21 protein-coding genes are annotated in these 22,241 nt (G+C 55.3%); 11 read left to right on the forward strand and 10 right to left on the reverse strand.

The genetic code is table 11. The features are described from left to right. The first annotated feature begins 229 nt into the window (after window positions 1–229). Window positions 230–583, forward strand: a complete 354-nt coding sequence (locus M6D89_RS15850) for a DUF1428 domain-containing protein (protein WP_253969076.1) — start codon at window positions 230–232, stop codon at window positions 581–583. A gap of 255 nt (window positions 584–838) precedes the next feature. Here M6D89_RS15850 and M6D89_RS15855 read toward each other — a convergent pair whose 3' ends face one another. The 5 genes from M6D89_RS15855 to M6D89_RS15875 all read right to left on the reverse strand — a co-directional run bounded on the left by M6D89_RS15855 (window position 839) and on the right by M6D89_RS15875 (window position 5,531). Next, window positions 839–1,417 carry a CBS domain-containing protein gene (locus tag M6D89_RS15855; RefSeq protein WP_253969077.1) on the reverse strand — a complete coding sequence of 193 codons (579 nt, stop codon included), beginning with the start codon at window positions 1,415–1,417 and terminating at the stop codon, window positions 839–841. 57 nt (window positions 1,418–1,474) lie between these two features. Then, entirely contained in the window at window positions 1,475–1,819 is a 345-nt protein-coding gene (locus M6D89_RS15860; protein WP_253969078.1) for a hypothetical protein, read from the reverse strand. A 355-nt stretch (window positions 1,820–2,174) separates the two neighbouring features. Then, window positions 2,175–3,260 carry a GDSL-type esterase/lipase family protein gene (locus M6D89_RS15865; RefSeq protein ID WP_253969079.1) on the reverse strand — a complete coding sequence of 362 codons (1,086 nt, stop codon included), beginning with the start codon at window positions 3,258–3,260 and terminating at the stop codon, window positions 2,175–2,177. A 32-nt stretch (window positions 3,261–3,292) separates the two neighbouring features. Then, a complete protein-coding gene (locus tag M6D89_RS15870; RefSeq protein ID WP_253969080.1) occupies window positions 3,293–3,472 on the reverse strand; it encodes a hypothetical protein in 180 nt (59 codons plus the stop codon). Window positions 3,473–3,791: 319 nt separating this feature from the next. After that, a complete protein-coding gene (locus M6D89_RS15875) occupies window positions 3,792–5,531 on the reverse strand; it encodes an NHL repeat-containing protein (RefSeq protein WP_253969081.1) in 1,740 nt (579 codons plus the stop codon). Between the two features lie 152 nt (window positions 5,532–5,683). On the opposite strand from M6D89_RS15875, the gene M6D89_RS15880 reads away from it, so the two are divergent. Genes M6D89_RS15880 through tatC form a run of 7 tightly spaced genes read left to right on the forward strand, consistent with a single transcriptional unit; the run spans window position 5,684 to window position 9,838 of the window. Beyond that, the gene (locus M6D89_RS15880; RefSeq protein ID WP_253969082.1) at window positions 5,684–6,877 is read left to right on the forward strand and encodes an NAD(P)/FAD-dependent oxidoreductase; all 1,194 of its coding nucleotides are present in this window, start codon (window positions 5,684–5,686) and stop codon (window positions 6,875–6,877) included. Continuing rightward, window positions 6,874–7,665: an aldo/keto reductase gene (locus M6D89_RS15885; protein WP_253969083.1), complete on the forward strand. Its 792-nt coding sequence runs from the start codon at window positions 6,874–6,876 to the stop codon at window positions 7,663–7,665. Before M6D89_RS15880 ends, M6D89_RS15885 begins: the two co-directional genes overlap by 4 nt. Next, window positions 7,662–8,057: a phosphoribosyl-AMP cyclohydrolase gene (gene hisI, locus M6D89_RS15890; protein WP_253969084.1), complete on the forward strand. Its 396-nt coding sequence runs from the start codon at window positions 7,662–7,664 to the stop codon at window positions 8,055–8,057. Before M6D89_RS15885 ends, hisI begins: the two co-directional genes overlap by 4 nt. Next, window positions 8,057–8,398, forward strand: a complete 342-nt coding sequence (locus tag M6D89_RS15895) for a phosphoribosyl-ATP diphosphatase (RefSeq protein WP_253969085.1) — start codon at window positions 8,057–8,059, stop codon at window positions 8,396–8,398. Before hisI ends, M6D89_RS15895 begins: the two co-directional genes overlap by 1 nt. Window positions 8,399–8,432: 34 nt before the next feature. Next, on the forward strand, window positions 8,433–8,672 hold the full coding sequence (tatA, locus tag M6D89_RS15900; RefSeq protein WP_418930364.1) for a twin-arginine translocase TatA/TatE family subunit: 240 nt from the start codon (window positions 8,433–8,435) through the stop codon (window positions 8,670–8,672). Window positions 8,673–8,681: 9 nt separating this feature from the next. Then, a complete protein-coding gene (gene tatB / locus M6D89_RS15905; RefSeq protein ID WP_253969087.1) occupies window positions 8,682–9,077 on the forward strand; it encodes a Sec-independent protein translocase protein TatB in 396 nt (131 codons plus the stop codon). Beyond that, on the forward strand, window positions 9,074–9,838 hold the full coding sequence (gene tatC, locus M6D89_RS15910; RefSeq protein ID WP_253969088.1) for a twin-arginine translocase subunit TatC: 765 nt from the start codon (window positions 9,074–9,076) through the stop codon (window positions 9,836–9,838). Before tatB ends, tatC begins: the two co-directional genes overlap by 4 nt. Before the next feature lie 385 nt (window positions 9,839–10,223). Here tatC and M6D89_RS15915 read toward each other — a convergent pair whose 3' ends face one another. Further along, window positions 10,224–10,436 carry a DUF2061 domain-containing protein gene (locus tag M6D89_RS15915; protein WP_253969089.1) on the reverse strand — a complete coding sequence of 71 codons (213 nt, stop codon included), beginning with the start codon at window positions 10,434–10,436 and terminating at the stop codon, window positions 10,224–10,226. A 271-nt stretch (window positions 10,437–10,707) separates the two neighbouring features. Here M6D89_RS15915 and M6D89_RS15920 point away from each other — a divergent pair, with 271 nt between their 5' ends. Genes M6D89_RS15920 through M6D89_RS15930 form a run of 3 tightly spaced genes read left to right on the forward strand, consistent with a single transcriptional unit; the run spans window position 10,708 to window position 13,974 of the window. After that, on the forward strand, window positions 10,708–12,312 hold the full coding sequence (locus M6D89_RS15920; protein WP_253969090.1) for a methyl-accepting chemotaxis protein: 1,605 nt from the start codon (window positions 10,708–10,710) through the stop codon (window positions 12,310–12,312). 25 nt (window positions 12,313–12,337) lie between these two features. Further along, window positions 12,338–13,555, forward strand: a complete 1,218-nt coding sequence (locus M6D89_RS15925) for a porin (RefSeq protein WP_253969091.1) — start codon at window positions 12,338–12,340, stop codon at window positions 13,553–13,555. 14 nt (window positions 13,556–13,569) lie between these two features. Further along, the gene (locus M6D89_RS15930) at window positions 13,570–13,974 is read left to right on the forward strand and encodes a type 2 periplasmic-binding domain-containing protein (protein WP_253969092.1); all 405 of its coding nucleotides are present in this window, start codon (window positions 13,570–13,572) and stop codon (window positions 13,972–13,974) included. Between the two features lie 57 nt (window positions 13,975–14,031). On the opposite strand, the gene M6D89_RS15935 is transcribed toward M6D89_RS15930, so the two are convergent. From M6D89_RS15935 to M6D89_RS15950, 4 genes are all read right to left on the reverse strand, one after another. Further along, entirely contained in the window at window positions 14,032–15,753 is a 1,722-nt protein-coding gene (locus tag M6D89_RS15935) for a bifunctional protein-serine/threonine kinase/phosphatase (protein WP_253969093.1), read from the reverse strand. Window positions 15,754–15,853: 100 nt separating this feature from the next. Continuing rightward, window positions 15,854–16,669, reverse strand: coding sequence for a formate/nitrite transporter family protein (locus M6D89_RS15940; RefSeq protein ID WP_253969094.1), 816 nt, complete (start codon window positions 16,667–16,669; stop codon window positions 15,854–15,856). A 262-nt stretch (window positions 16,670–16,931) separates the two neighbouring features. After that, window positions 16,932–20,465 carry a translocation/assembly module TamB domain-containing protein gene (locus tag M6D89_RS17420; protein ID WP_253969095.1) on the reverse strand — a complete coding sequence of 1,178 codons (3,534 nt, stop codon included), beginning with the start codon at window positions 20,463–20,465 and terminating at the stop codon, window positions 16,932–16,934. Further along, the gene (locus tag M6D89_RS15950) at window positions 20,462–22,186 is read right to left on the reverse strand and encodes an autotransporter assembly complex protein TamA (protein ID WP_253969096.1); all 1,725 of its coding nucleotides are present in this window, start codon (window positions 22,184–22,186) and stop codon (window positions 20,462–20,464) included. Before M6D89_RS15950 ends, M6D89_RS17420 begins: the two co-directional genes overlap by 4 nt. Window positions 22,187–22,241 lie beyond the last annotated feature (55 nt).

Here is a 22,241-nt window from a genome sequence, read left to right on the forward strand (position 1 = left end):
GTTGCCGCAGTCATTCTAGTGTTAATGGCTATGCTGTTGCTCAAAGGATAACGAGCACTAACTCGCCCCTCCGACTTTATTTCTCATTTTCTTGCACACAGCTGTCGATTCACGTTTGTGGCAACCGACTATGCTGTAACAGTCGTCCTTTATCAGGCGACCGAGGGTTTGCGGCGCACAAGCTGTGCAGGCTGCATTTTTGATATAACAGGCATAACAGGAGATTGAAATGAGCTATATCGATGGATTTGTAGCCGCCGTACCCACGGCGCATAAAGCAAAATATCTAGAGCATGCAAAAATCGCCGCCAAGTGCTTCAAAGAGCATGGCGCGATCAAAGTTACCGAATGCTGGGGTGAAGACATACCCGAGGGAGAAATCACATCTTTTCCTATGGCGGTTAAATGTAAGCCGGACGAAACTGTGGTGTTTGGCTTGATTGAATGGCCGTCAAAAGACGCGCGCAACGCCGGTATGCAAAAGGTGATGGAAGACGAGCGCATGAGCAGTGAGAGCAACCCCATGCCCTTTGACGGTAAACGGCTCGTGTACGGCGGTTTTGAGGTTATGTTTGACGAATAATCCGTTCGTCTCTAAATAGGCATGGCTTTAGCCACACTCACGGTAATAGTCAGTTTATCTAGCCCAAGCCGTTCTTACGCCATTGGGGCTACCGCGGACCTAGCGATTACATCCAACAAAGACGGCTAACGGATACGAATTGCAGCAGACAGAAACGTACAAGTCTGGCGCGTACCACCCCAACAAGAGAAAAGTGACTCACCTACGCCGCGAAGCGGTCAAATAAAAAAAGCCCGCTTGCGCGGGCCAAGCTCACTAATGATTGCTCACTTTAAGGGCACTAAACACATCGTTAAAGCTGTGCGCTACGGGCTCGATATCCAGATAGCGGTCCAGACGGTGGGAGATTTCATCGGCGCTGATCAGGCCGCAGATTTGCTCGCTATCGTCCAGCACCAACAGGTAGCTGGCGCCTTCAAATTCCAGCACTTCCACCAAGTCCGAGATACGCGAGCGCTCCATGGTCTTGCGGGTAATACCCTGCAGGCGCACGGTGGGGGTCATGATGTCTTTAACCGTCAGGTCGGCGCGGGCCACGCCCATGGCCGAAGCGGTGGCGAGCACTTTAACGCTTTCGATATCGCGCACGCTGATAATGCCCAGCAACTCATTTTTGCGCCCCACCACCAATTTAACTTTAGAGTGGGTAATGCGCATTAAATAGCCAGCATCTTCAACGCTCACATCCTGATCGATCACCATGGGTTGGTGAGTATCAAAATCGATAAACACCTTGTCCGCTGGACTGCTCAGGGTCAGTTGCGGGGTTTCTATATTGGATAACAACAGTTTGTGATTTAAACGACAAACAGGAATGCTAGGTACGGGTTTCATAAACTTCTCCACTCGCAGCCCACAGGCTACGATTTCTAAACACAATTTAGGTAAGGGTTAAACGCTGAAAATGTGTTTAGCAGGAGGCGCACGAGCGCTAAAGGCAAGGCTGGGAGAGGCACTGAAGTCGCCGCCGTACAGGCCAACGCTCAGTGATAGGTAGTTATCTTGTGGAACTGGTTCGCCACCGAAGGCAAGCTCGTGATCTGGCTCGTCGAGGGTTTCGGGGGTGTGGCCGATATCGACCTGCAGCAGATCGAGCGCCAGGGCGTCGGCCACCACCGAGGCGCCGGCGCCCTGGGACTGTCCGCCCAGGGTGAACAGCAGCAGTAAAACAGGCAAGCACCACCAGCCGGAGAACCGGCGCGGCGTTGTTGCTTGAGTGGTTGCGCTTGCTGTCATGTCGTTGCCTAAAACTATGGAGCCTTTTACGGCCTATGACTTATATATAAAGGCTCCAAGCTCATATTTCAATAGGCTAAGGGCACCTCTATTAATCCAGAGTTGCCTCTGGCTTTCAGGGCTTTCCGAGATCAGGCGGCTTTGCGACGTCGGGCTGGTTGCCCGCCGAGTAAAGCCAACACAGAAATCGGGAAGCCCTGAAAGCCCCGAAGGGCGCGGCCAAAACGCCCATCCGCTGTGTTGCTCTTCTTGCTAAGGGCTACGGCCATTAGCGGCGAAGAGCGCCGTGCGGAGTGAACGTTTTGGACTCGCGCAGAGACAATTCTGGATTAATAGAGGTGCCCTTAACGCTTCTTTACCAGTCCATTTTCTCTTTGATTAGCGCCGTCAGAAGCTCGGCATTGGCCCGATTGTGCACCACCCGAGGGTGCTGGCCATAACCGGTAAATGGGAAAAACACGGTTTCAAACCGGCCGTCGGGATACTGCTCGCGCATTTGCTGCACGGCCTTTTCGATATATTCCGGCCAGGGCGAGCCCTCTTTGGTGGCATCCATACTGCCCAGTGCGGCCACCATCAGCGCATTCGGGTAGCGGCTGTGAATAGACTGCAGAAAATCCACATAGGCGGCAATGCGCTCGGCCTCGGTGGGCACGGGGTCGAGCCGGTCTTCGACCAGCCAACTGTCGTTTTGCATTAAGTTGACGACCACCACCTGAGGCGCCCACTGACTGAAATCCCACTGGCTGTCGTTATCGCCATCGGCGGTTAGCTGGTCGTAAAAATCGGGCATAATAAAATCAAACCAGCTGATCATCACCCCGATACCACTTTGGGAAATCGCGCGGTAGTCGGCCCCCAGCGCGCGGGCCGTTATAGCGCCATAGGACATAAAGGCATTTTTGTCCGCCAGGTCGCCATCACCCGCTGTTAGCGGGGCCATCACCCCCATACCGCTGGTGATTGAGTCGCCGTAAATTTCCATGCGTCGCTCTGGTAGCTCTGGTGCCGGCAAGGCTTTAGCCCCCTCGCCTAAATCTACCCCCCCAAAGCGGGTCAGCCCCTCTTCGCCCTCGGTACGCTTAACCAGGGTTAACTGATGCTCACCCGCGGGCAGGTTATCGGCCACGCCATAGCGATGCTTGCCGGGCAACAAGTCCAGCAAAATGGGGTGACTCCAATCGCGGTCGATGTAGGCACTGTAAAAGTTATTACCGGTGTTATCGTCCAGTAGCACCGCAATCTCAGTGCCTTCAAAGCGCATATCGATGCGAGTGGCGGGCCAGCTGAGCACGGGCGCGGCCGGATCGCTAAAATCAATACGCCCCTGATAGCTAAAGTGCTGGGTTTGATCGGGGGTGATCAGCGTTTGCGCGCTCGCACCCCAGGCGCCGCAAAAGGCGAACACCACAACCAGCAGACGGGCCGATACATATTTCATGGGCTGTTCCTTATGATTCAGTTTGCACGCCATTATAACGACTCATCCGTCTCGTCCCTATCGACACACACAATTTCTGCGCCCGAGGGCAGACGAATACGGGTGACACGCACCCCGGTATCGTGTTGCAACCGCTCGGGCAGCTCCGCCAGCTCCCGCCGCCTTTTGCGCCTCTTAAGCGCCCGTTTTATTTTTTTAATAATCGCTAACATCCCCAACACTCCTTGTGTCAGGGCCGGACTATCGCGGGCAAAAGTAGAATTTTAACGAAAGGTCTAACCAGGCCGCGAATTCGTCGCGGCCCCTGTTATTTTCAGATAAGTTCCAAGCACCGCTAATTAACCGTACGCATACACATAACCCAGCGGATAACCGCTGTGATCTGGCAATACATTGTGGGGATAAAGCTACCCATGGTTAACTCACTTTTGTGTTGTGTTTGGACTGCCCAACGGACAGGCATTTGATATTACGCAGATGCGCCGACTTGTTCAATAAGCAACCAGACATTTCTCGTGGCTTAACAGCCTGTCAAGCCAAAAAGTACTCAATAAACACATACAGCCCCAACACGGCGGCCAGCAACACAGCAGAATAGACAATTTGCGGGTGGCGCAAACGCCACAAATATTGAGTCGGCTGCCAGGCCGACAACTTTTGCGCTTGCCGCAGGCGCGGATAGACCCACTTTTTTAACTCGATCTCGGTAAAAAAACGCATTTGCGGATTGCCCAGCACCACTGCCACATGATCGGCGAATATAAAATGCGGGCTGTAGGCCAATTCAGCGCCACTGGCAATTGTGCGCTGACCGCGGCCATCCACTAAAACCAACGACTCGCCGATTACCCCCAGCCGAGAGGCGGATAAAAAACCAAACAAGCGCTGGACCGCCCCACAGACTATGCCTAAAAAAATTGCCATGCCCGCCCCCAGCTGCAAAATACTCGCAGAGGCCTCTTCCACTGAAAAATACAACCCCAGTAAAACCAGCAAAATCAGCGCCCACATCAGCCAAATAATTTTAGCCAGCCAGTGGTGCCAAGGCTTAAGCGCTGAACTCAGCCAGAGAATATCCCGGGTACCTGTGGGGGTCATTTCACCATCGACGCTAAAGGCTGTTCCTCGGCCGGCCGAGCGAATCACCTGGCGAGTTTGTTCTTTCTCCAGCACCCAGGCGGCAATAACGCCGCCCACTATCACCAGCACAAATAACCCAATGGCCAGAGCTTCTAAATGCCGGTAGTGATTCGCCTTGCGAGTGTAGGCCTGCTCCAGCGACTGCAAACGGGGCGAGTCTATGGTCTGCACATCGCCAGTGGTCGGGTTAACCCGACGCAGCTTAGGCTGGGTAAAATCATTAATCCACAATGCGCCCAGCCAGTACTTAATAGCCAAAGGGTCGTTTAATCCGGCGGAGCGCAATACCTCAGGGGCCAGCGGTTGGGTGACGTCATTGTCGCGATCGATAAACGCCAGCCTGGCATTGGCCACCGAGCTGTCGCCCACCAAAACCCACAACCCCTGCGGCGCTGTGGCCAATTGCAAAGGCCAGCGATACTTATGATCCAGGGTGACTTTGCGATGACTTCGCTCGCGGGCAAAACCCTCTGCATGAGTGTCCAGTACCACTACCCGGTGGTGGTTGGTATCGGCAAGCCATAAGGCGCCGTCGCGCAACAATAACTGATTGGGAAATTTAAAGCCCTCGCGGCGCGAGGCTAGCACCTCGCCATCGCCGCTGAGCTTATACACGCTGTGGTCGGATGTATCAGCCAAGTAAATAACGTCTGTCGCCGAGTCAATGACCAACCGGAAACTGCGCGCGGGTAGGATATTCGCATTAGGCAACAAGTCGCAGCGCAGTACCGAGAGGCGGCAGCGATAAAAGCCGTCGGCTCGCTGTCCGTCATGGCCCGCCGAGCTGTGAGCTGGCGCCTGCCGCAACCGCAAAAACGCCTTCAGGTTTTGCCCAACACTCAAAGCCGCCTGGCGATGATAGATCAGCAAATCGCCGTTGGCGAAAAAATCAAAGTCTCCCACCGGGCGCAAATTCTCTGATTCTAAATCCAGGGTCCGACGCTCGCGACCGGTTTGGCTTAACCACACCCACGAGCGGTCAAAGTTGACCACCAGCTCGCCTTCGTTTACGCGCATAAAACCATAGCCTTGTAACCCCGCGCGCTGGCTACCCGCCCAAAGATACAACCCCAAGGTGCTCACGACGCAGCTGACGATGATAATAGCGGCCGCTTTGGACTTTCCCTGCATACCTTGTTTTCCCTACGATATTTTTAGGCGACGCCATGGTAACCAACTTGCTGAACCCTGTCAGCGGTACTTATCCGGCAAAAAACATTAAGAGAAGATATACTAGCCTCCGCAGAACACACCCCAATTAAGAGATTTACCCCAAAAGAGCCATGCCAACCACCGCGCCCGACACTCCCATCGATATAGATATTGCCGTTATCGGTGGCGGTGTAGCCGGTTTATGGTTGCTAGATCGGCTGAGAACTACCGGTTACCAGGCCGCACTGCTCACCCAGGCGCCGCTCGGCAGCGAGCAGACTCTGGCGTCCCAAGGCATGATTCACGGCGGAGTTAAATACACCCTGGCCGGGACTCTATCCGGCGCCTCAGAGGCGATTGCCGATATGCCCAAGCACTGGCGCGCCTGTTTAAACGGCGAGGGCGATGTCGATCTGCGCGAGACCCGGGTGCTGTCGGATCACTTTTATATGTGGTCCACCTCTACCCTGGGCAAGCTTACCGGCTTTTTCGCCAGCCGGGCGCTGCGCGGCCGAGTGGAAAAAGTAGCTGCCAACCAGCGCCCGCCGCTGTTTCAAAACCCCGCGTTTAAAGGCAGTTTATACAAGCTAGTGGATATGGTGTTGGATGTGCCCTCACTGTTGGCCAATCTCAAGCGCAATAACGCCGAACAGATCTTCGCCCTGCCCGCCTCTCACCAGTGGCGCAAAAACGGCACCCGGGCCGAACTGGTGTTGGATGACGGCACCGTTGTTCGCGCCCGCCAGTTTGTATTTACCGCCGGGCGCGGCAACCAGGCATTACTTAACAGCTTAGATATCAGCCAGCCCGAGCAACAGCTGCGACCGCTCAAACAGCTGGTGGTGCGCCACCGCCACCCCTATGCCTTTTACGGCCACTGCCTGGGCGCCGACAAAACCCCGCGTTTAACCATTTCCAGCCATCCGTCACACGACGGCAGCCTGGTCTGGTATTTGGGCGGCAGCCTGGCCGAGGAGGGGGCAAATCTAAGCGATGACGAACTGATTGCCCGCGGCCGAAACGAGCTGAAACAACTCTTCCCCTGGTTGGATTTCAGCGATGCCCAATTCAGCACTTTGTTTATCGAGCGCGCCGAGCCCAAACAGCCGGGATTGGTGCGGCCCGATCAGGCCTTTGCCGAACCCGCCAACGGCCTAGACAATGTGATTGTCGCCTGGCCCACCAAACTCACCCTGACGCCCAATATGGCGCAGCAGGTGCTGGCCCAACTGGATGGCCCCATGAATACCAACGCGGGCCTCGCGCAGCTGGCCCAACGCCTTAACACGCCCGATGTGGCGGCCCTACCCTGGGAGCAACAATGAACACCTTTAGCCAGCGCCCGCTGGGTCAAACCGGACTAACCGTCAGTGCGCTTGGTCTGGGCACAGTCAAACTGGGGCGCAATCAGGGGGTCAAATACCCCAGCGCCTTCGAACTGCCCAGCGACGCCGAAGCCCAGACGCTGCTGGGCACCGCACTCGAGTGCGGCATTAATTTCTTCGACACCGCCCCGGCCTACGGCATCAGCGAAGCGCGTCTGGGCCAACTGCTGGGCAAAAGTGCCCACGACTGGGTCATTGGCAGTAAAACCGGTGAAGAGTTTATTAATGGCGAAAGTCACTTTGATTTTAGCGCCGAGCACACCCGCCTGAGCGTAAAGCGCTCACTCAAACGCTTAAACCGCGACTGGCTGGATCTGGTGCTGGTGCACTCGGACGGCAATGATGTAGACATTATCGAAAACTCCGGCGCCTTCGAGGCCCTGGCCGCCCTTAAACAGGCGGGTACGATTCGCGCCTTTGGCATGTCCAGCAAAACCGTGGCGGGCGGTATTTTGGCGGCACGCGAATCAGACTGCGTGATGGTCACCTACAACCCGGGCCACACAGGCGAAAAGGCGGTTATTGACGAGTGCCTGCGCCTCAATAAGGGCGTGCTACTTAAAAAAGCACTGGCCAGCGGCCACCTAAACAGCGATGATGCCGACCCGGTGCAACACTGCCTGGATTTTGCCTTTGCGCACCCAGGTGTTAGCAGTGCCATTATCGGCACCATTAACCCGCAGCATTTACGTGATAACATCGCCAAAGCAAAACGGAGTCTGACATGACACAAGCGGGCGAGAGCGACTGGCTCGACGCAGTAAAATGGGACGCCGACGGCCTGGTACCGGCCATCGCCCAAGACCACCAAACCGGCCGCATTTTAATGATGGCCTGGATGAACCGCGAAGCCCTGGCACTGACCGCTGCCGAGGGCCGCGCCATTTACTGGTCGCGCTCGCGCGGTAAACTGTGGCGCAAGGGCGAGTCGTCGGGACATGTGCAAAATTTGCACGAAATGCGCCTGGACTGCGACGCCGATGTGATTGTGCTGCAGGTGGAACAACTGGGCGGCATTGCCTGTCACACCGGGCGCGAAAGCTGTTTTTATCGCAGCTACAAAGACGGCGGCTGGCACACGGTAGACGCGGTATTAAAAGACCCCAGCGAGATTTACTAATGAGCGACAAGCAAGATATTCTGGCCGAGCTGACCCGTATACTCGAATCGCGCAAAAGCGCCGCCGACGGCGAAAAGTCTTACGTGGCCAGTTTGCACCAAAAAGGTCTGAATAAGATCTTAGAAAAAATCGGCGAGGAAGCCACAGAAACCATTCTGGCGGCCAAAGACGCCCAGGTAAGCGGCGACAAAAGCGAGCTTATTGCCGAGACCGCCGATTTGTGGTTTCACTCGCTGGTGATGCTGTCGCACCTGGATGAGTCCGCCGACAGCGTATTAAACGAACTGGCCCGCCGCTTCGGCGTATCCGGGCACGACGAAAAAGCCGCGCGCCAGTCTTAATTGAGCGCGCTGGCACCATTGCTAATTTGAGGAAATCACTATGGCCGGCATCAGTATCTGGCAACTGTTAATCGTACTCGCCATTGTCATTATGCTGTTTGGTACCAAACGCCTGCGCGGCATGGGCTCGGACTTGGGTGAAGCCATTAAAGGCTTTAAAAAATCCGTCAGCGACGACGATAAAGATCAAGACCCCAAGCAGATCGACGCCGACGCCCCCGAGTCCGAAAGCGCCGACACCGCCAAAAGCGACGACAAAACCAAAAGCCACTAAGACCTAAACGTGTTTGATATCGGCTTTTTTGAGCTGCTGGTCATCGCCATTGTGTCACTGGTGATTATCGGCCCCGAGCGCCTGCCCGAAACCGTGCGCAGCGTCAGTCTTTGGATTGGCCGACTCAAGCGCAGCCTGCGTGAAACCCGCAGTGAAATCGAAAAGCAAATTGGCGCCGACGATATTCGTCGCCAACTGCACAACGAAGAAATTATGCGCAACCTCGAGGCCACCCGCCGAGATATTGAAGAGGCGGTAGACCCCGAGCGTACCAAGCGCATGCACGGCCACTATGGCCCACCGCCCGAAGAGCCCATGCACGCCCACGGCGAACAAACGGGTGCTAGCAGCGCGCCGGAACAACGCAACGAGCCCGCGCGCCCACACGATTCCGACAAATCATGAGCGACTCCCAGGATCAAGAACTGCCATTAGTGCAGCATTTAATCGAGCTGCGCAATCGTTTGCTGCGCGCGATTTTAGTCACCGGCATTGTCTGCGCCTGCCTGCTGCCCTTCTCGGCAGAAATCTACGATTTCGCCTCCAAGCCTTTGCAGGTGTACTTACCCGAAAACAGCCAGATGATCGCCACCGAAGTGGCCTCGCCGTTTTTAACCCCGTTTAAGCTCACTCTGTTTCTGGCGTTCGTGATCAGTGTGCCCTTTATTTTGTATCAGGCCTGGGCCTTTATTGCGCCGGGTTTATACAAGCACGAAAAACGCCTGGCAGTGCCCATTCTGGGCTCATCGGTGCTGCTGTTTTACGCGGGTATGGCCTTCGCCTACTTTGTGGTGTTTCCCCTGGTGTTTGGTTTTTTCACGTCGGTGGGACCGGCCAATGTCGCTATCATGACCGACATCAGCCGCTATCTGGATTTTGTCCTCAAGCTGTTTTTCGCCTTTGGGGTGGCCTTCGAAATCCCCATTGCTGCGGTTCTGCTGATTTTGGCCGGGGTGGTAACCCCCGAAGGGCTGGCCAAAAAACGCCCCTATGTGATTGTGGGCTGTTTTATTATCGGCATGTTGCTAACCCCACCCGATGTGGTCTCGCAAACCCTGCTGGCGCTACCCATGTGGCTGCTGTTTGAGGCCGGGGTGTTTTTCGGCCGTATTCTGCATCGCAAGCACGGTAGCGACGACTCAAGCGAGCATAACAGCGCCGACTAAACTTGCACCCGGCGCTTGTGGGCGCCGCGCAGCGGGTTAGGGCCTGTTCACGCTAATTAAATGCAGACTGTTGTGACTAAAAATTCGTCAATCAAGGCGCGAGGGCCGAAGGCGCCGCGAAGACCTGGAGTGGCTGGACGAGTGGTTTGGTTACTCCAAATGAACGACGAGCAACGCAGGGTGGCGGATTTTTAGCCGCAACCCGAATACTTACATGGACGTAAGGTATTAGAGCAATGCAGGAGCAATTGCCGAGGGCTGGAGCCAGTTTTGTCCCCAGCGTTGTTGCCGATCGCTTATTTGGAGTAACCAAACTTCGCTCACGGCGCCTAGCTGGAAACAAAACTGGCTTCCAGCAGGCGCACTTAATTAGCGTGAACAGGCCCTAGGCTACTCGCTGGGCAAACACCTCCGTCATCGACTCTTTGTGCTCGCCCCAGCGGTTCCAGCCCATCTCGTGGAAGTAAAAAGCCACGGTGTTTATCGCGGGTTCTATCAACGCTACAGCGCTACCAATGACTATATCGCCAGTTAATAAGTAGGTCACCGTGAACGCGACGGTGAAGTGCAACAGTGCAAAGGTTATTGTCTTAATCATGACCGCCTCCGGTTAAGTGTTTGAATGAATAATCAACCTTGAGTTAATAATAGTCATTCTCACTAAAGGTGTCTAAGCAAACAATTCTATCAATTCAATTGCCTGACCTAATCACAATAAAAATGTTGACTTTTGCGCCACCAGACATTAATTTGCGCGCCTGACGGGGCGGTGCTATACACAATAAAGACACATGATTCCTCACCCCGGACTTTATTGTGTACAGCTTCAGCCGATAACTAAGCGCTATCGCAACCGTCAAGGACCGCCCGTGTTGAAATTAAAGATATCTCATAAGCTTTTATTGATTGTCGCCATCGCCCTCATTGCCTTTGTCGTCAGTCAGGGCTATGCCCTGTTGGTAGAAAAAGACAATGCCTCACGCCTGCGGGATGTACAAACTCGCCTGTACCCCGGTCTGGAGCTCACCACCGCTAACCTCGGCAACCTATTGTTAATGGAGCAATACATTAACTCGGCGGTAACCACTGGCGATACCGAACCTCTGTCCGAGGCGGAAAAGCAGTTCCAGCTCATTACCCGCAATCTCGATCAGCTGGCTCAATTGAATTCCGACGACCAGGCCACCGAGGCGAAAGCCCTGCTAACACGCTGGTACAACACCGCCATTGAGATCGCCCGCAGTTTTATAGACGGCACCGTAGATTTTTCTAAGGTAGCGGATACCGCCCGCATCAATGCCGAGAGATTAGAGCAGCTGAGAGGCATGCTGGAACAAATGAAGCAGGCGAACGAACGGGCCTTTACCAATTCCATAAGCACGACTGTCGACAGCTCGGCCCAGGCCAATCGCATATCACTCGGCATTGCCCTGGCTGCCGTTATTGCGCTGCTTGTGCTGAGCCTTATTATTGGGCGCTCCATTACCCGCAATTTACAGCAGGTTTCCGATTCGCTGCGCGAAATGGCTACAGGCGAAGGCGATCTGAGCTCGCGCATTGAATACCGGGGGCACGACGAAATCCGCGAACTGGTCAATAACTTCAACACTTTTGTAGAAAAACTCCACAGCTCTTTTGCTGAAGTTCTGCAAGATGTGGGATCCTTGAGCGCAGTATCCACCCGCCTGACCGCTACCAGCGATAATAACGTGTCTGAAATTAGCGCTCAGGCGCAAGCCATTTCAGCCACCCGCAACGCCATTGAAGAGCTAATGACCAGCGTGGACGAAGTGGCTAATTTCGCCCGCAGCGCCTCCACTCAGGCGGGAGAAATTAATCAGACAGCGGCACAGAGCCAAATTACCCTGAACACTAATGTGCAAACCATTACCGAATTGGCAGGAGATGTAAAAAGCTCGGCCGAGGTAGTCAATAAATTCGATGGCTTCAGCAGTGACGTGGGCCAACTGCTTAACACCATTCAAAATGTCGCTGAGCAAACCAACCTGCTGGCTTTAAATGCAGCGATTGAAGCGGCGCGGGCGGGCGAGCACGGTCGGGGCTTCGCTGTGGTAGCGGACGAAGTGCGCGAGCTGGCGGTGCGCACCCGTCAGGCGACGGAAGAGATTCACACGGTTATCAGCGAGCTGCAACAGGTTTCGCAAAGCGCGGTAAGCGCCATGGAAGCTAGCGTTGAGCGGGCCAACACCGGGGTCGAGGCCACCCGCGAATCGGAGCAATCTCTGCAAAGCATTCTCGCCAGTGTCAAAGAAATCAGCACGTTTAACGAGCAGATCGCCGGCGCCACCCAGGAACAAAGCCACACCTTTAATCAAGTTCTGGAGCATGTCACCAACATTCACCAAAACACCGAAACAGTGACCAGCAGTACCAGCGCTATGAACGAGATTTGTCAGGACATTGACGACATTTCCCGGCGCCTGGGGAAGGTCGCATCACAGTTCAAAGTGTAAGTCACACTTCGAGGGAGAGTATTCAATGCAAACCATTCACCACACAAAAAAGGCGCTGCCTTTGGCGCTGTGTGCCCTGTTTTTCAGCTACGGCACTAGCGCACAAACCAGTGACGAGCGTATTGCCCAGCTGGAGCAACAAGTCCAAAGCCTACAAACACAAGTTAATAAACCAGATGACAACCGTCTACGCTTTAACGGCTTTCTAAGTGTTGGCTATGGCATGGCAAGTAACGATGGTGGCTACGCCGGCTACAACGAAGAAGGCAGCTTTAATCCTGAGAGCTTGTTTGGGTTACAGGGTGCTTTCACTCTGACTGACAAAACCGAAGTTACCATGCAGCTGGTGGGACGCGGCAACGAAGATTGGGACCCGAGCATTGAGTGGGCGTATATCAGCCACCGATTTACCCCGGCGTTTAAAATGCGAGCCGGCAAAATGCGGTTGCCATTATTTATGTATTCCGACTCGCTGGAAGTGGGCTATGCCCAACCCTGGATTCGCCCGCCCGAGGAAGTTTACGGCAATGTGCCAGTTACCAGCTATACCGGCATCGACGGTCTGTACGACATTAACTTTGACATGTCGACACTTACCTTCCAGGCTTTTATGGGTGAGTCGGAAGAAGACATTACCAACCTGGGGCAAACGGTTCGCCTTGAGGTAAACGACTTATTCGGCGGTTCTGCCACCTGGACCGACTTTATCTGGACGCTGCGCGGCAACCTCGCCACCTCTGAAATCACCATTGGCGGCGACGATCTAAAAACCGACTTTTACGGCTTGGGCGCTAGCTATAACAACGGCAGCCTGCAGGTTATATCCGAGTGGACACGTCTGGAGATTGAAGGCCCCACAGCGGATACCGACTCGGGCTACATCACACTGGCTTACACCCTGGGTAGTTTTGCGCCCTACGCGACCTACTCCATGCAAGAATCTACCGATGATGACGAGCGCCCTTATACACGCGAATTTATCTACACCGCGATTAGCACACCGGGTAGTCCTCTGTACGGCAATGTTGCTGCGGTGGCGCTGTCCGATGTGCAAAACTCTGAGCGCACCACCTACAGTGTCGGCGTGCGCTGGGATGCCACCAGCAATGTAGCGGTTAAATTTGATGTGACCCGCGCCACCGACTTTGGTGATACCGGCGGTGATTTACCCGGCAATATGGGGCCCACTATTGCCTACGACGATATTGATGTCTACTCCATCAAAATTGATTCAGCGTTTTAACAGGAGAAAAGACGATGCGTAAATTGTTGTTAGCTTTATCTTTTCTCGCGCCTTTTACCTGCGCCGATGTGGTGGTTATCACCAACCCCTCGGGCCCAGACGCGATGGACGCCAACCAGGTGCGGGATTTATTTATTGGCCGCAGTAAATCACTCCCCAACGGTCAGGCTGCTGACCCGATTGACCTGGAATCAGGTCAGGCGCTGCGTGAGGAATTCCACACCAAGGTCACCGGCCGGTCACAGGCGCAGCTCAACGCCTTTTGGTCCAAGCAAGTGTTTACCGGCAAGGGCCAGCCTCCTCGTACCCTCAGCTCTACTGGGGCAGTAAAGTCAGCGGTTGCCAGTACGCCGGGCGCCATTGGTTATATTGATTCGAGCGAAGTGGATGATTCGGTTAAGGTGGTATTAACCCCTTAACCTGCAAGCATGACCTGCAAAACCCATGAGAAAAAGCCGACTTGATGTCGGCTTTTTTTATAAGTCTTTCACCAAACTCCAAAGCAGTATAACAAACAGTACGAACGACACTCCCTGCCAAAATTTAACCGGGTTGCGCTCTATCAGCGGAGGCTTGGTTTGGTTCAGAAACTGCCGGTTGGGCTGGCGCAAGTCCATCATAAACTCGCTCAACTCGCGATAACGCTTCGCGGGTTTAATCTGCACAGCCTTAGCGATAGCGGCATCTACCCAAGGGGGAATGTCCTTGCGTTTATGAGCAATGGATTGATACTGCAAATTCTGCCGCGCTCGTCCGCTGCTGGCCTTGGCCATCGAGGTGCCATAGGGTAAATCGCCACTCAGCATCTGATAGACAATCACCCCTAAAGAAAATATGTCCGAATAAGCACCGGCATCTTCGCCACTAAAATATTCGGGAGCGGAAAATTGCGCGGTGCCGGGTATAGCAATATCTGCCGGCAGAGCTTCAGCCACCCCAGCCACCCGGGTGGCGCCAAAGTCGATAATTTTAACCGTGCCCCCAGCATCAATCATAACGTTATTGGGGCGCAAATCCTGATGAATCATTTCCTGGCGGTGGAACGCCTGCAGCCCCCGCGCAATTTGCTCGACGATATCGCGCACCACTTCAAGCCTGGGCTGGGGATTATCGCGCATCCACTGCACCAGAGTTTGCCCCTCGATGTACTCAGTGGTCAGGTACAAATAGCGCCGGGGACGAGACTGCTCGGCCGCTTTTAGCACATGCACATTGTCGATGCGCCTGGCGATCCAGTCCTCCATTAAAAAGTGCTCTAAATATTCTGGCTGACCGCGCTTTTCCACCGAAGGTGTTTTAATGACGACCTTTTTTCCGCTTTGCCGGTCTTCAGCCAAAAACACATGGCTGCGGCTGGAAATATAAATCTCGCGCACGATGTTATAGCCGTCGAACTCCATGCGCGGTTGCAACCTGGGCGGCAGAGGCAAGCTGTGCAATTGTTGCTGCACTTCGTGCACGCCGCGTGGGGGTAACTGCTCTATTTCCAAGAGCTGCACGCTCAGGTTATCGTCGCTGCCATTAGCCAGCGCCGTTTCTATTAATACCTTTGCGGCGCGATTTAAATCTTCGCCATGGTCGTACCACACCTGCTGTATTTGTGCATCGGTGATAAATTCATAAACCCCATCGGTAGCGAGCAAGAAGCGATCGCCCACCTGTAGATTTAACGTCTGATAGTCCACCTCAAGCGCGTGTTTCACCCCCAGCGCGCGAGTTAAATAACTGGTTTCGGCATCCACCCGACGGCGGTGATCTTCGGTTAGGGGTTCGAGGGCCGAGCCCGACACACGATAAATGCGGCTGTCGCCCGAGTGAAAAAGATGCGCGGTATTGGATTTAATAATCAATGCGCAAAAGGTACAGATATAACCTTTGTCGCGCTCAAAGCGGTAGGGACTGTTGCGGGTTTGGGAGTAGAGCCAGCTATTAGTTGCCTGCAAAACCTTGCGTGCAGCGTTTTTGACTGACCAGGCATCCGAGGTGCAGTAGTAGTCATCGAGAAAACTGGTTACCGCGGTTTCGCTGGCGATTTGGCTGACATTGCTGCTACTGATACCGTCGGCCAGCGCCAAAGCCACACCCTTCCCGCTGAGCAAAGGCTCGGTGGGAATACAGGCCGCCACCGCGTCCTGATTAATCTTTTTACGGCCTTTATCGGTGCATTGTCCCAGGCGGACTTTTAGGGTGTCGGTCATTGCGGGTCCGTTCTTTTCACGCGCAAACATTGCGAGACTTAAGACACAAAAGCTCCGCCCGCGAACGGACGGAGCCTAGCTCTATAATACTGCGCCCGTATTAGCGACTGATGCTGCGCTCGGGACTGGTGCGCACATGAGTGTAATACAAGGGCAAGCCCACCAGTAGGAAACCACCCACCAGGTTACCCAAAGCCGTGGGCAACTCGTTCCAAAGCAGGTAGTCGGACACGGTAAAGTCACCCCCCATAATCATTGAGAAGGGGAACAAAAACATATTCACAATGGAGTGCTCAAAACCCATAAAGAAGAAGAGCATGACCGGCATCCACATAGCCGCCATTTTGCCGGTGGCCGAGGTGGAAATCATTGCCCCGACGACACCCATGGAAACCATCCAGTTACACAGCATGCCGCGGATAAAAATGGTTAACCAACCGTCCAGACCATGGGCCTGATAACCCACGGTACGGGATTCGCCAATCTCGCCCACTTTGGCCGCCAGGGCGCCGCCATCCACGTTGTAGCCATAAGTCAGAATAAACGACATAAAAAAGGCAACGGTTAACGCGCCGGCAAAGTTGCCGCAAAATACCAGGCCCCAATTGCGCATCACCTGACCGACAGTCACCCCCGGGCGTTTGTCCAGCAGTGCCAGTGGCACCAGGGTAAACACCCCGGTCAGCAGGTCAAACTTCATCAGGTACAGCATGATAAAGCCCACGGGGAACAGAATAGAGCCGAGGATCGGGCTGCCGGTTTTTACGATAACGGTAATCGCAAACATAGCCGCCAAACCCAAAATAGCGCCCGCCATAAAGGCGCGAATGAGGGTGTCCTTAGTGGACATGTAAACTTTTTGCTCGCCCGAGTCCACCATTTTGGTGACAAACTCGGAGGGTTCGATATAGGCCATAAGTTTTCCTTAATAGAGATTGAGAGAGTCAAACCTCTAATGGCAAACCTCGTGCCAAGCAAAATAAAAACTGTAAGCCTCTGATTTTAAAAGATAATATAAAAACCGAAAAAGGCATCGAGTAAAACCCGGCGTCACAATGCACCAATACAGTGCCACATCGGGGATTTTCCGCCCCAGCAATCGGCAAAAACCATGCACCCCGGCGGGTCAAATACAAAAACAAATGGTGCAGGCGCACCAACTTAAGGCAAAACGATAACTATCGCTCCATACGGAAAATCAAATCGGCACTCTGCACCTGGCCCGATTCGGCCTCGAGGCGAAGGTTATCGCTGATGAAGTAGGTCAGCCCCACGGTAGAAATGCTGTCAAATAAGCCGATGGCGTAGTGCACATACAAGTCTTCGGTTAGGTACTTACCCAGCCAAAGGCTGCTGTCTTTTACATCGTCGTCGGATTTAATCGTCAGCTCGTCCAAGCCAAAGCGCCCGGCAATATCGTCCGCCAAAAACTGCCCGCGCTTGATGCCCAGTTTGGCCACGGCGTTAACCAGCATTGAGGCCTCGCCCGACGAGGCGCCACTAATGGGCTTACCGGTAAAGAGCATACTCATGGCATCGCTTTCGGTCTGCTGAGGGCGCGAGTAGATTTCGCTGGTGGGGCTTTGCAGCGTGCCGCCGATAATCAACCCCACCTGAATATCGTCCACCTCGCGGGTGGCGGTCACGTTCAGGCCCGGATTATCCATGGGGCCCTGGAACGACAAGGTGCCTTTTTCGATGGTCAGGTCTTGACCATAGGCCTGAAAGCGACCGTTGATAATATTGATATTCCCCAACGCATAGAGCGCCCGTTCGGGCGATTTGTCGATGCTGAGCTCACCCCCCAAGCGCGCCTTAAAGCCCGCCGCGTTAAAGCTGACCTCATCCCCCAGGGCGATGTCCACATCCATATAAATGGGAATGGCGTTGCCACCGGCATCATCCGTTTCGGCATCCACCACCACGACATCGTCCGACACCTTGGTGGCCGAGGTGGGCAGCGTGCTAATCACCGCATGCGCCTTGGGCACCCGCGCGCTGCCCTGAACCCGCACCTGCTCGGGGCTGGCCTCAAGGATAATATCGGGGGTCAGGTATAAATCCAGCAGCTGGCTGTTCATAACATGGGCGGCCTCGCCCTTGAGCTCGGCAGTTACCTGCCAGGCCTGCGTCAGGAAATCCTGCGCCTCGGCCGTCAAGGATAGCTGCCCGTCACCGGCCTGAGTGCGCACCTCCACATTCAGTGTCTGCTGATCGCCCTGCACCCGGGCATTGAAGTCGTGGTAACTCACCCCGAAAGACGGCATTTCAAAGCCCACCTGGGAAAGCTCGGCATCCACCTTGAGCTGCGGCTGACCGAAACTGCCCGAGATATCCGCGCGGGCATCCAGGCGTCCGTCGATATTGCGTACCGCGGGTAATAGCGCCTCGAAGGGCGACAGGCTGTCCATAGCCGCGGTCAACTCGCCCTGCAGGCTTTGGGTATCCATTTGCGCTTGCAACTGGGCCTGTATCTGGCCGTAACCGGGAAAGGTCAAATCCGCCGTGGCATCCATCTCACTGCCCGCTTGCTGCACCAGCAAGGAGAAGTCGTCGATGGGGTAGCTGTCACTTTCTTCGTCGTTAACGTGGTAAATCAGCTCGGCCCCGGTAGCGCGAAAGTCCGCATTTAACTGGGGGACACCCTGGGCCTCCCAGCTAAACTGGCCGGTGCCATGCAAAAAGCCATTGACATCGACTTCGTCTTTTAACCAGCGCCGCAACAGCGACAAGGGCAAACGCTCGAGCGCCAATTGCCCGCGCGCGCCCTGATTTTGCTGCCAACTACCCGAAGCGCAGGCAGCGGAGTGCACCTCGTCCGTGTCCTGACGACTGCGGGCATACAGGCACAGCTGCTCGACACTGGCCTGACTGGCCGCGGCGCTAATAAGCGCTGGCTGCTGCAGGCGCAAGGTGCGCATATAAGCCGAGCGAATCTCCAACTGCTGCAATTGGCCACTCCAGGTTTCGCCATCCCAGGCGCCACCCAAAGAGGCCGCCAGGCCGGTCATGTCGTCCTGCTTGAGCTCGGCGCTCAGCTGGTGCGCCTCTGGGGTTCCGGCAAACACCAGGTTGGCCGAGGAAAACTCGGTACCGGCCAGATTCAATCCCGAGGCCTCGGCGTTTAAACGCAAGCGCTGCCCTTTCACACTTTCAACTTCAGAGTCCACCGCCAAACTCTCAATCCAGTAGTCCTGCCAGTGGAGCTCAACCGCGGTGAGCCCCCCTTCCACTTTGGGTTGGGCGAGGTCGCCATACACCCGGCCCGAGGCATCCAGTTGCCCCCCCACCGCCGGATCTATCTGCTCAAGCAACGGCGCTTTAATCTCCCAATCCAGCGCCAGAGTCTCGCCAATATGACCATTGGCCTGGACCAGGTTCCCGCCCAGCGACACCTGCAGGGCGTCGAGCTGCAAACGCTCTTTATCCCACTGGGCACCGCCCGAGCCCTGCACCGCCAAACCGCGCAAGGAGCCGTTTAAGCTGTCAACATCGGCCTCAAGTTCGAGATTATCGCCCTGCACCCGTCCGGCGGTGGAGAATTCGGCATCAATAGCACCCGGCCAGTCGGGCACAAGGGCGCCCGGATTGATCGCCTTGGCCACCGCATCCGCCGACCAAACAAAGCCCTCGCTCCAGTTCAGGGCCGCCTCGCCATTCAGGCTGCCCTCGGCGGTATGCAGGTCGACCTCAGGCAGTTTCAGCTGCTGCAAGTCCCCCTCGCCCACTAACTGCAAGGTTACCTCGGGGTAATCGTCCCACTGGTACTCACCGCTAAAATCTGCCCGGTAGCTATCCAACCAGCCTTCCACGTTCAGCTCGCCGCCCATCTGCATTCCCTGTACAGCGGCATAATCCAGCCAGAACTGGCTGAGTGTTTGGCGAGGTGCGCGCAGCTGGGCCTGCAAGTGAGCCGACTCTTCTACGCCGGTCACCCAGTGGCCGGTAGCGTTTATCTGGGCGGGCTGGGCGGTGCGCAGATCAAAATCAAGCTCGGTAATATTGCCGCTGGCGACAAGTTCGGCCTGTAGCTGGTTGCGGTATAACATCTCGGGAATAAACCGGGTTATATCGCTCGCGGGAACAGACTCGGGGCCTGTTTGCAGCTGGGCATCGGCCTCAAGCTCAAGGGCGTAGGGGTAGGTCAAACTGGCCGTACCCTGCAGATGCAAGCGCTGCCCGGCGCTAGTCAGGGTTAAGCCATCCAGAGTCAGTGAGCGCGGCCCGTAACTAAGCTCAGCCTGCAAACCATCCAGGGCATAGGTATCGCCCCCCAACTGCAAACTAAAATCCTGCACGCTGACATCGGACGCCACCAGAGCAAAGGGGACCCCCAAATCCGGCCAACTAAAGGGCTGCTCGCCGGCCTGATCAGTCTCGTCCGAGGGAGCCACGCTAACGCGCAACCCGCTTACCTCCAGCTGATCGACCAATAATACACCCCACAACACCCCCGCCGGGTGCCAGCGCAGCTCGGCGTTTGCCAGGGCGACCTGGGTGCCAGCGTTTTGATAGCGCACATCCTGCAACACCACCCCGCGCAGCAGAGCGCCGCTTTGGTGGGTGAACTCAGCGCCTGTGGCCTCGCGCACTTTGGTGAGTAACCAGCGGGTGCCCGGCTCGGTGGCCACCAGCAAGGTCAGGGCGCACAACAGCGACATAACCAGCACTACTACAAACAGTAGTCCGCGCAGTAAGAGTCTTTTAATCACAGATCGGGCCCCACACTTAAATGCAGGCGCCAGCCCTCGTCACCATCCAAAGCTTTGGCGATGTCGGCGCGCACCGGCCCTACCGGCGAAATCCAGCGCACCCCCACCCCGACACCACGGTAGGGGTCCAGGTAGCCTTTATTGAAGGAGGTGCCCTCATCGTAAAACGCCGCCAGGGAAAAATCGCCGTAAACTTTTTGATCGTACTCGACACTGGCGGTCAACAGCCGCGAACCGCCAATCACAATACCGTCGGCGTTTTTAGGGCCCAGGGTTTTATAATCGTAGCCGCGCACACTGGCATCACCACCGGCAAAAAAGCGCTGGGAAATGGGCAGCTTGCTAAAGTCATCTACCTCGGTCACCCCGCCCTCGGCGCGCAGCAACAAGCGTCCCTCGCCCAAAGGCAAAATCATTTTGACCCGCGAATAAATTTGCGCGAAATCGGTACTGGACACCACCGCATCACTGGCGCCTTTAAGCCGCACCAATAGATTCCAGCCACGCCGGGGGTATTTCACATCTCGCGAGCTGGTGTAGGAGGTGCTGTACATGGGGATCACCAACTCGGAAGTGGTGGCCGGGGCATCGCCAAAGCGAAACTCTTCTTCCTCGTAACTTAAACCAAAGTTATTCAACCATTCGCTGCTCTCCCAGCTGGAATAATTCATACCGGTGGCCAGGCGATTGCTAACCGAGTCATTAATATCTTCCTGGGTATAGCCAGTATAAAGGCGCAATACCTCGTAGGCGGGGCGCGCCATAGGGATGGAATAACCCACTTGGTAAGTAGTAATCACCTCGGATGCGTTGACGGTGGCATCCAGGCTGTGACCGCGACTGTTAAGGTAGCGATTTTCGTAACCCAGCAAAATTCGCGGCCCGATGTCCGACGCGTAGCCCGCACCCACTGAGTAGCTGTGCTTGGGGCCACCCAAAAGCTCGATATTAACCGGCACCTGATCTTCATTTAAGGCGTTAAGCTGGGGTTCAACGCTAACCGAGCCAAAGTAGTTGCTCGATTGCAACTCGCTTTTAAGTTTGACCAAATCCTCAGATTCATACACCTGCCCCGTCTCTAAGGTGACGTAGCGATCAATTAAATCATCGCTGAGAATATCGTGCTCAATGCGAATGTCGCCGATGCGATAGCGCGCCCCGGTATCCAGAATTAGATTGACCCGCGCGGTGTTGCGCTCTTGCGAAACCAGTACCTCGGCCACCCGGTAGCGGGCATCGAAATAACCCTGAGCGTCGGCAGCTTGCAACAGGCGGCTTTTATAACTTTCATAGCGACCGTGATTCAGCGTGTCGCCCTCGCGCAAGATCCCGTTACCCCGGGCGCGCCCCAGGTCACGATTATTGGCGCCCTCGCCCTCCAGCAGCACGGTCACCTGCTCGTAAGCGACCTGGGGGCCGGGGGTTAAATCCACCTGCAGACGCCAGCAGTCTTCGGTGCGGGTAAAGTTTTTTTCGCTCTGTAAGTGGTAATACCCCAGCGCGCGGGCCGCCTCTTCCATTTTGCGGTCCAGCTCTTGCCCCAGGGCGCGCACATGCCAGCGGGCCAGGCGACACGATTGGCTGCCCACATCCAGATACGCCTGGATATTATCGCGCAGGGCATCGGAACCGCCGCGCAACTCCAGCGAAGGGGCAGCGTTGACACCGGCAGCAAGAGCAAAAAAGGGGATCAGTAAAAGGCGCACAACACCCTGTGACATAGTTATTCGACACGAAGACAGCAAGAACACGAATAGTAACATCGCAAAAACCTAA

Origin of the sequence: Gilvimarinus xylanilyticus (assembly GCF_024195295.1) — a bacterium.
GTDB lineage: Bacteria > Pseudomonadota > Gammaproteobacteria > Pseudomonadales > Cellvibrionaceae > Gilvimarinus > Gilvimarinus xylanilyticus.

Bases quoted from the DNA above. Each gene is read 5' to 3' on its own strand.
- M6D89_RS15850 (WP_253969076.1), top strand. From the start codon at position 230: ATGAGCTATATCGATGGATTTGTAGCCGCCGTACCCACGGCGCATAAA.
- M6D89_RS15855 (WP_253969077.1), bottom strand. From the start codon at position 1,417: ATGAAACCCGTACCTAGCATTCCTGTTTGTCGTTTAAATCACAAACTG.
- M6D89_RS15860 (WP_253969078.1), bottom strand. From the start codon at position 1,819: ATGACAGCAAGCGCAACCACTCAAGCAACAACGCCGCGCCGGTTCTCC.
- M6D89_RS15865 (WP_253969079.1), bottom strand. From the start codon at position 3,260: ATGAAATATGTATCGGCCCGTCTGCTGGTTGTGGTGTTCGCCTTTTGC.
- M6D89_RS15870 (WP_253969080.1), bottom strand. From the start codon at position 3,472: ATGTTAGCGATTATTAAAAAAATAAAACGGGCGCTTAAGAGGCGCAAA.
- M6D89_RS15875 (WP_253969081.1), bottom strand. From the start codon at position 5,531: ATGCAGGGAAAGTCCAAAGCGGCCGCTATTATCATCGTCAGCTGCGTC.
- M6D89_RS15880 (WP_253969082.1), top strand. From the start codon at position 5,684: ATGCCAACCACCGCGCCCGACACTCCCATCGATATAGATATTGCCGTT.
- M6D89_RS15885 (WP_253969083.1), top strand. From the start codon at position 6,874: ATGAACACCTTTAGCCAGCGCCCGCTGGGTCAAACCGGACTAACCGTC.
- hisI (WP_253969084.1), top strand. From the start codon at position 7,662: ATGACACAAGCGGGCGAGAGCGACTGGCTCGACGCAGTAAAATGGGAC.
- M6D89_RS15895 (WP_253969085.1), top strand. From the start codon at position 8,057: ATGAGCGACAAGCAAGATATTCTGGCCGAGCTGACCCGTATACTCGAA.
- tatC (WP_253969088.1), top strand. From the start codon at position 9,074: ATGAGCGACTCCCAGGATCAAGAACTGCCATTAGTGCAGCATTTAATC.
- M6D89_RS15915 (WP_253969089.1), bottom strand. From the start codon at position 10,436: ATGATTAAGACAATAACCTTTGCACTGTTGCACTTCACCGTCGCGTTC.
- M6D89_RS15925 (WP_253969091.1), top strand. From the start codon at position 12,338: ATGCAAACCATTCACCACACAAAAAAGGCGCTGCCTTTGGCGCTGTGT.
- M6D89_RS15930 (WP_253969092.1), top strand. From the start codon at position 13,570: ATGCGTAAATTGTTGTTAGCTTTATCTTTTCTCGCGCCTTTTACCTGC.
- M6D89_RS15935 (WP_253969093.1), bottom strand. From the start codon at position 15,753: ATGACCGACACCCTAAAAGTCCGCCTGGGACAATGCACCGATAAAGGC.
- M6D89_RS15940 (WP_253969094.1), bottom strand. From the start codon at position 16,669: ATGGCCTATATCGAACCCTCCGAGTTTGTCACCAAAATGGTGGACTCG.
- M6D89_RS15950 (WP_253969096.1), bottom strand. From the start codon at position 22,186: ATGTCACAGGGTGTTGTGCGCCTTTTACTGATCCCCTTTTTTGCTCTT.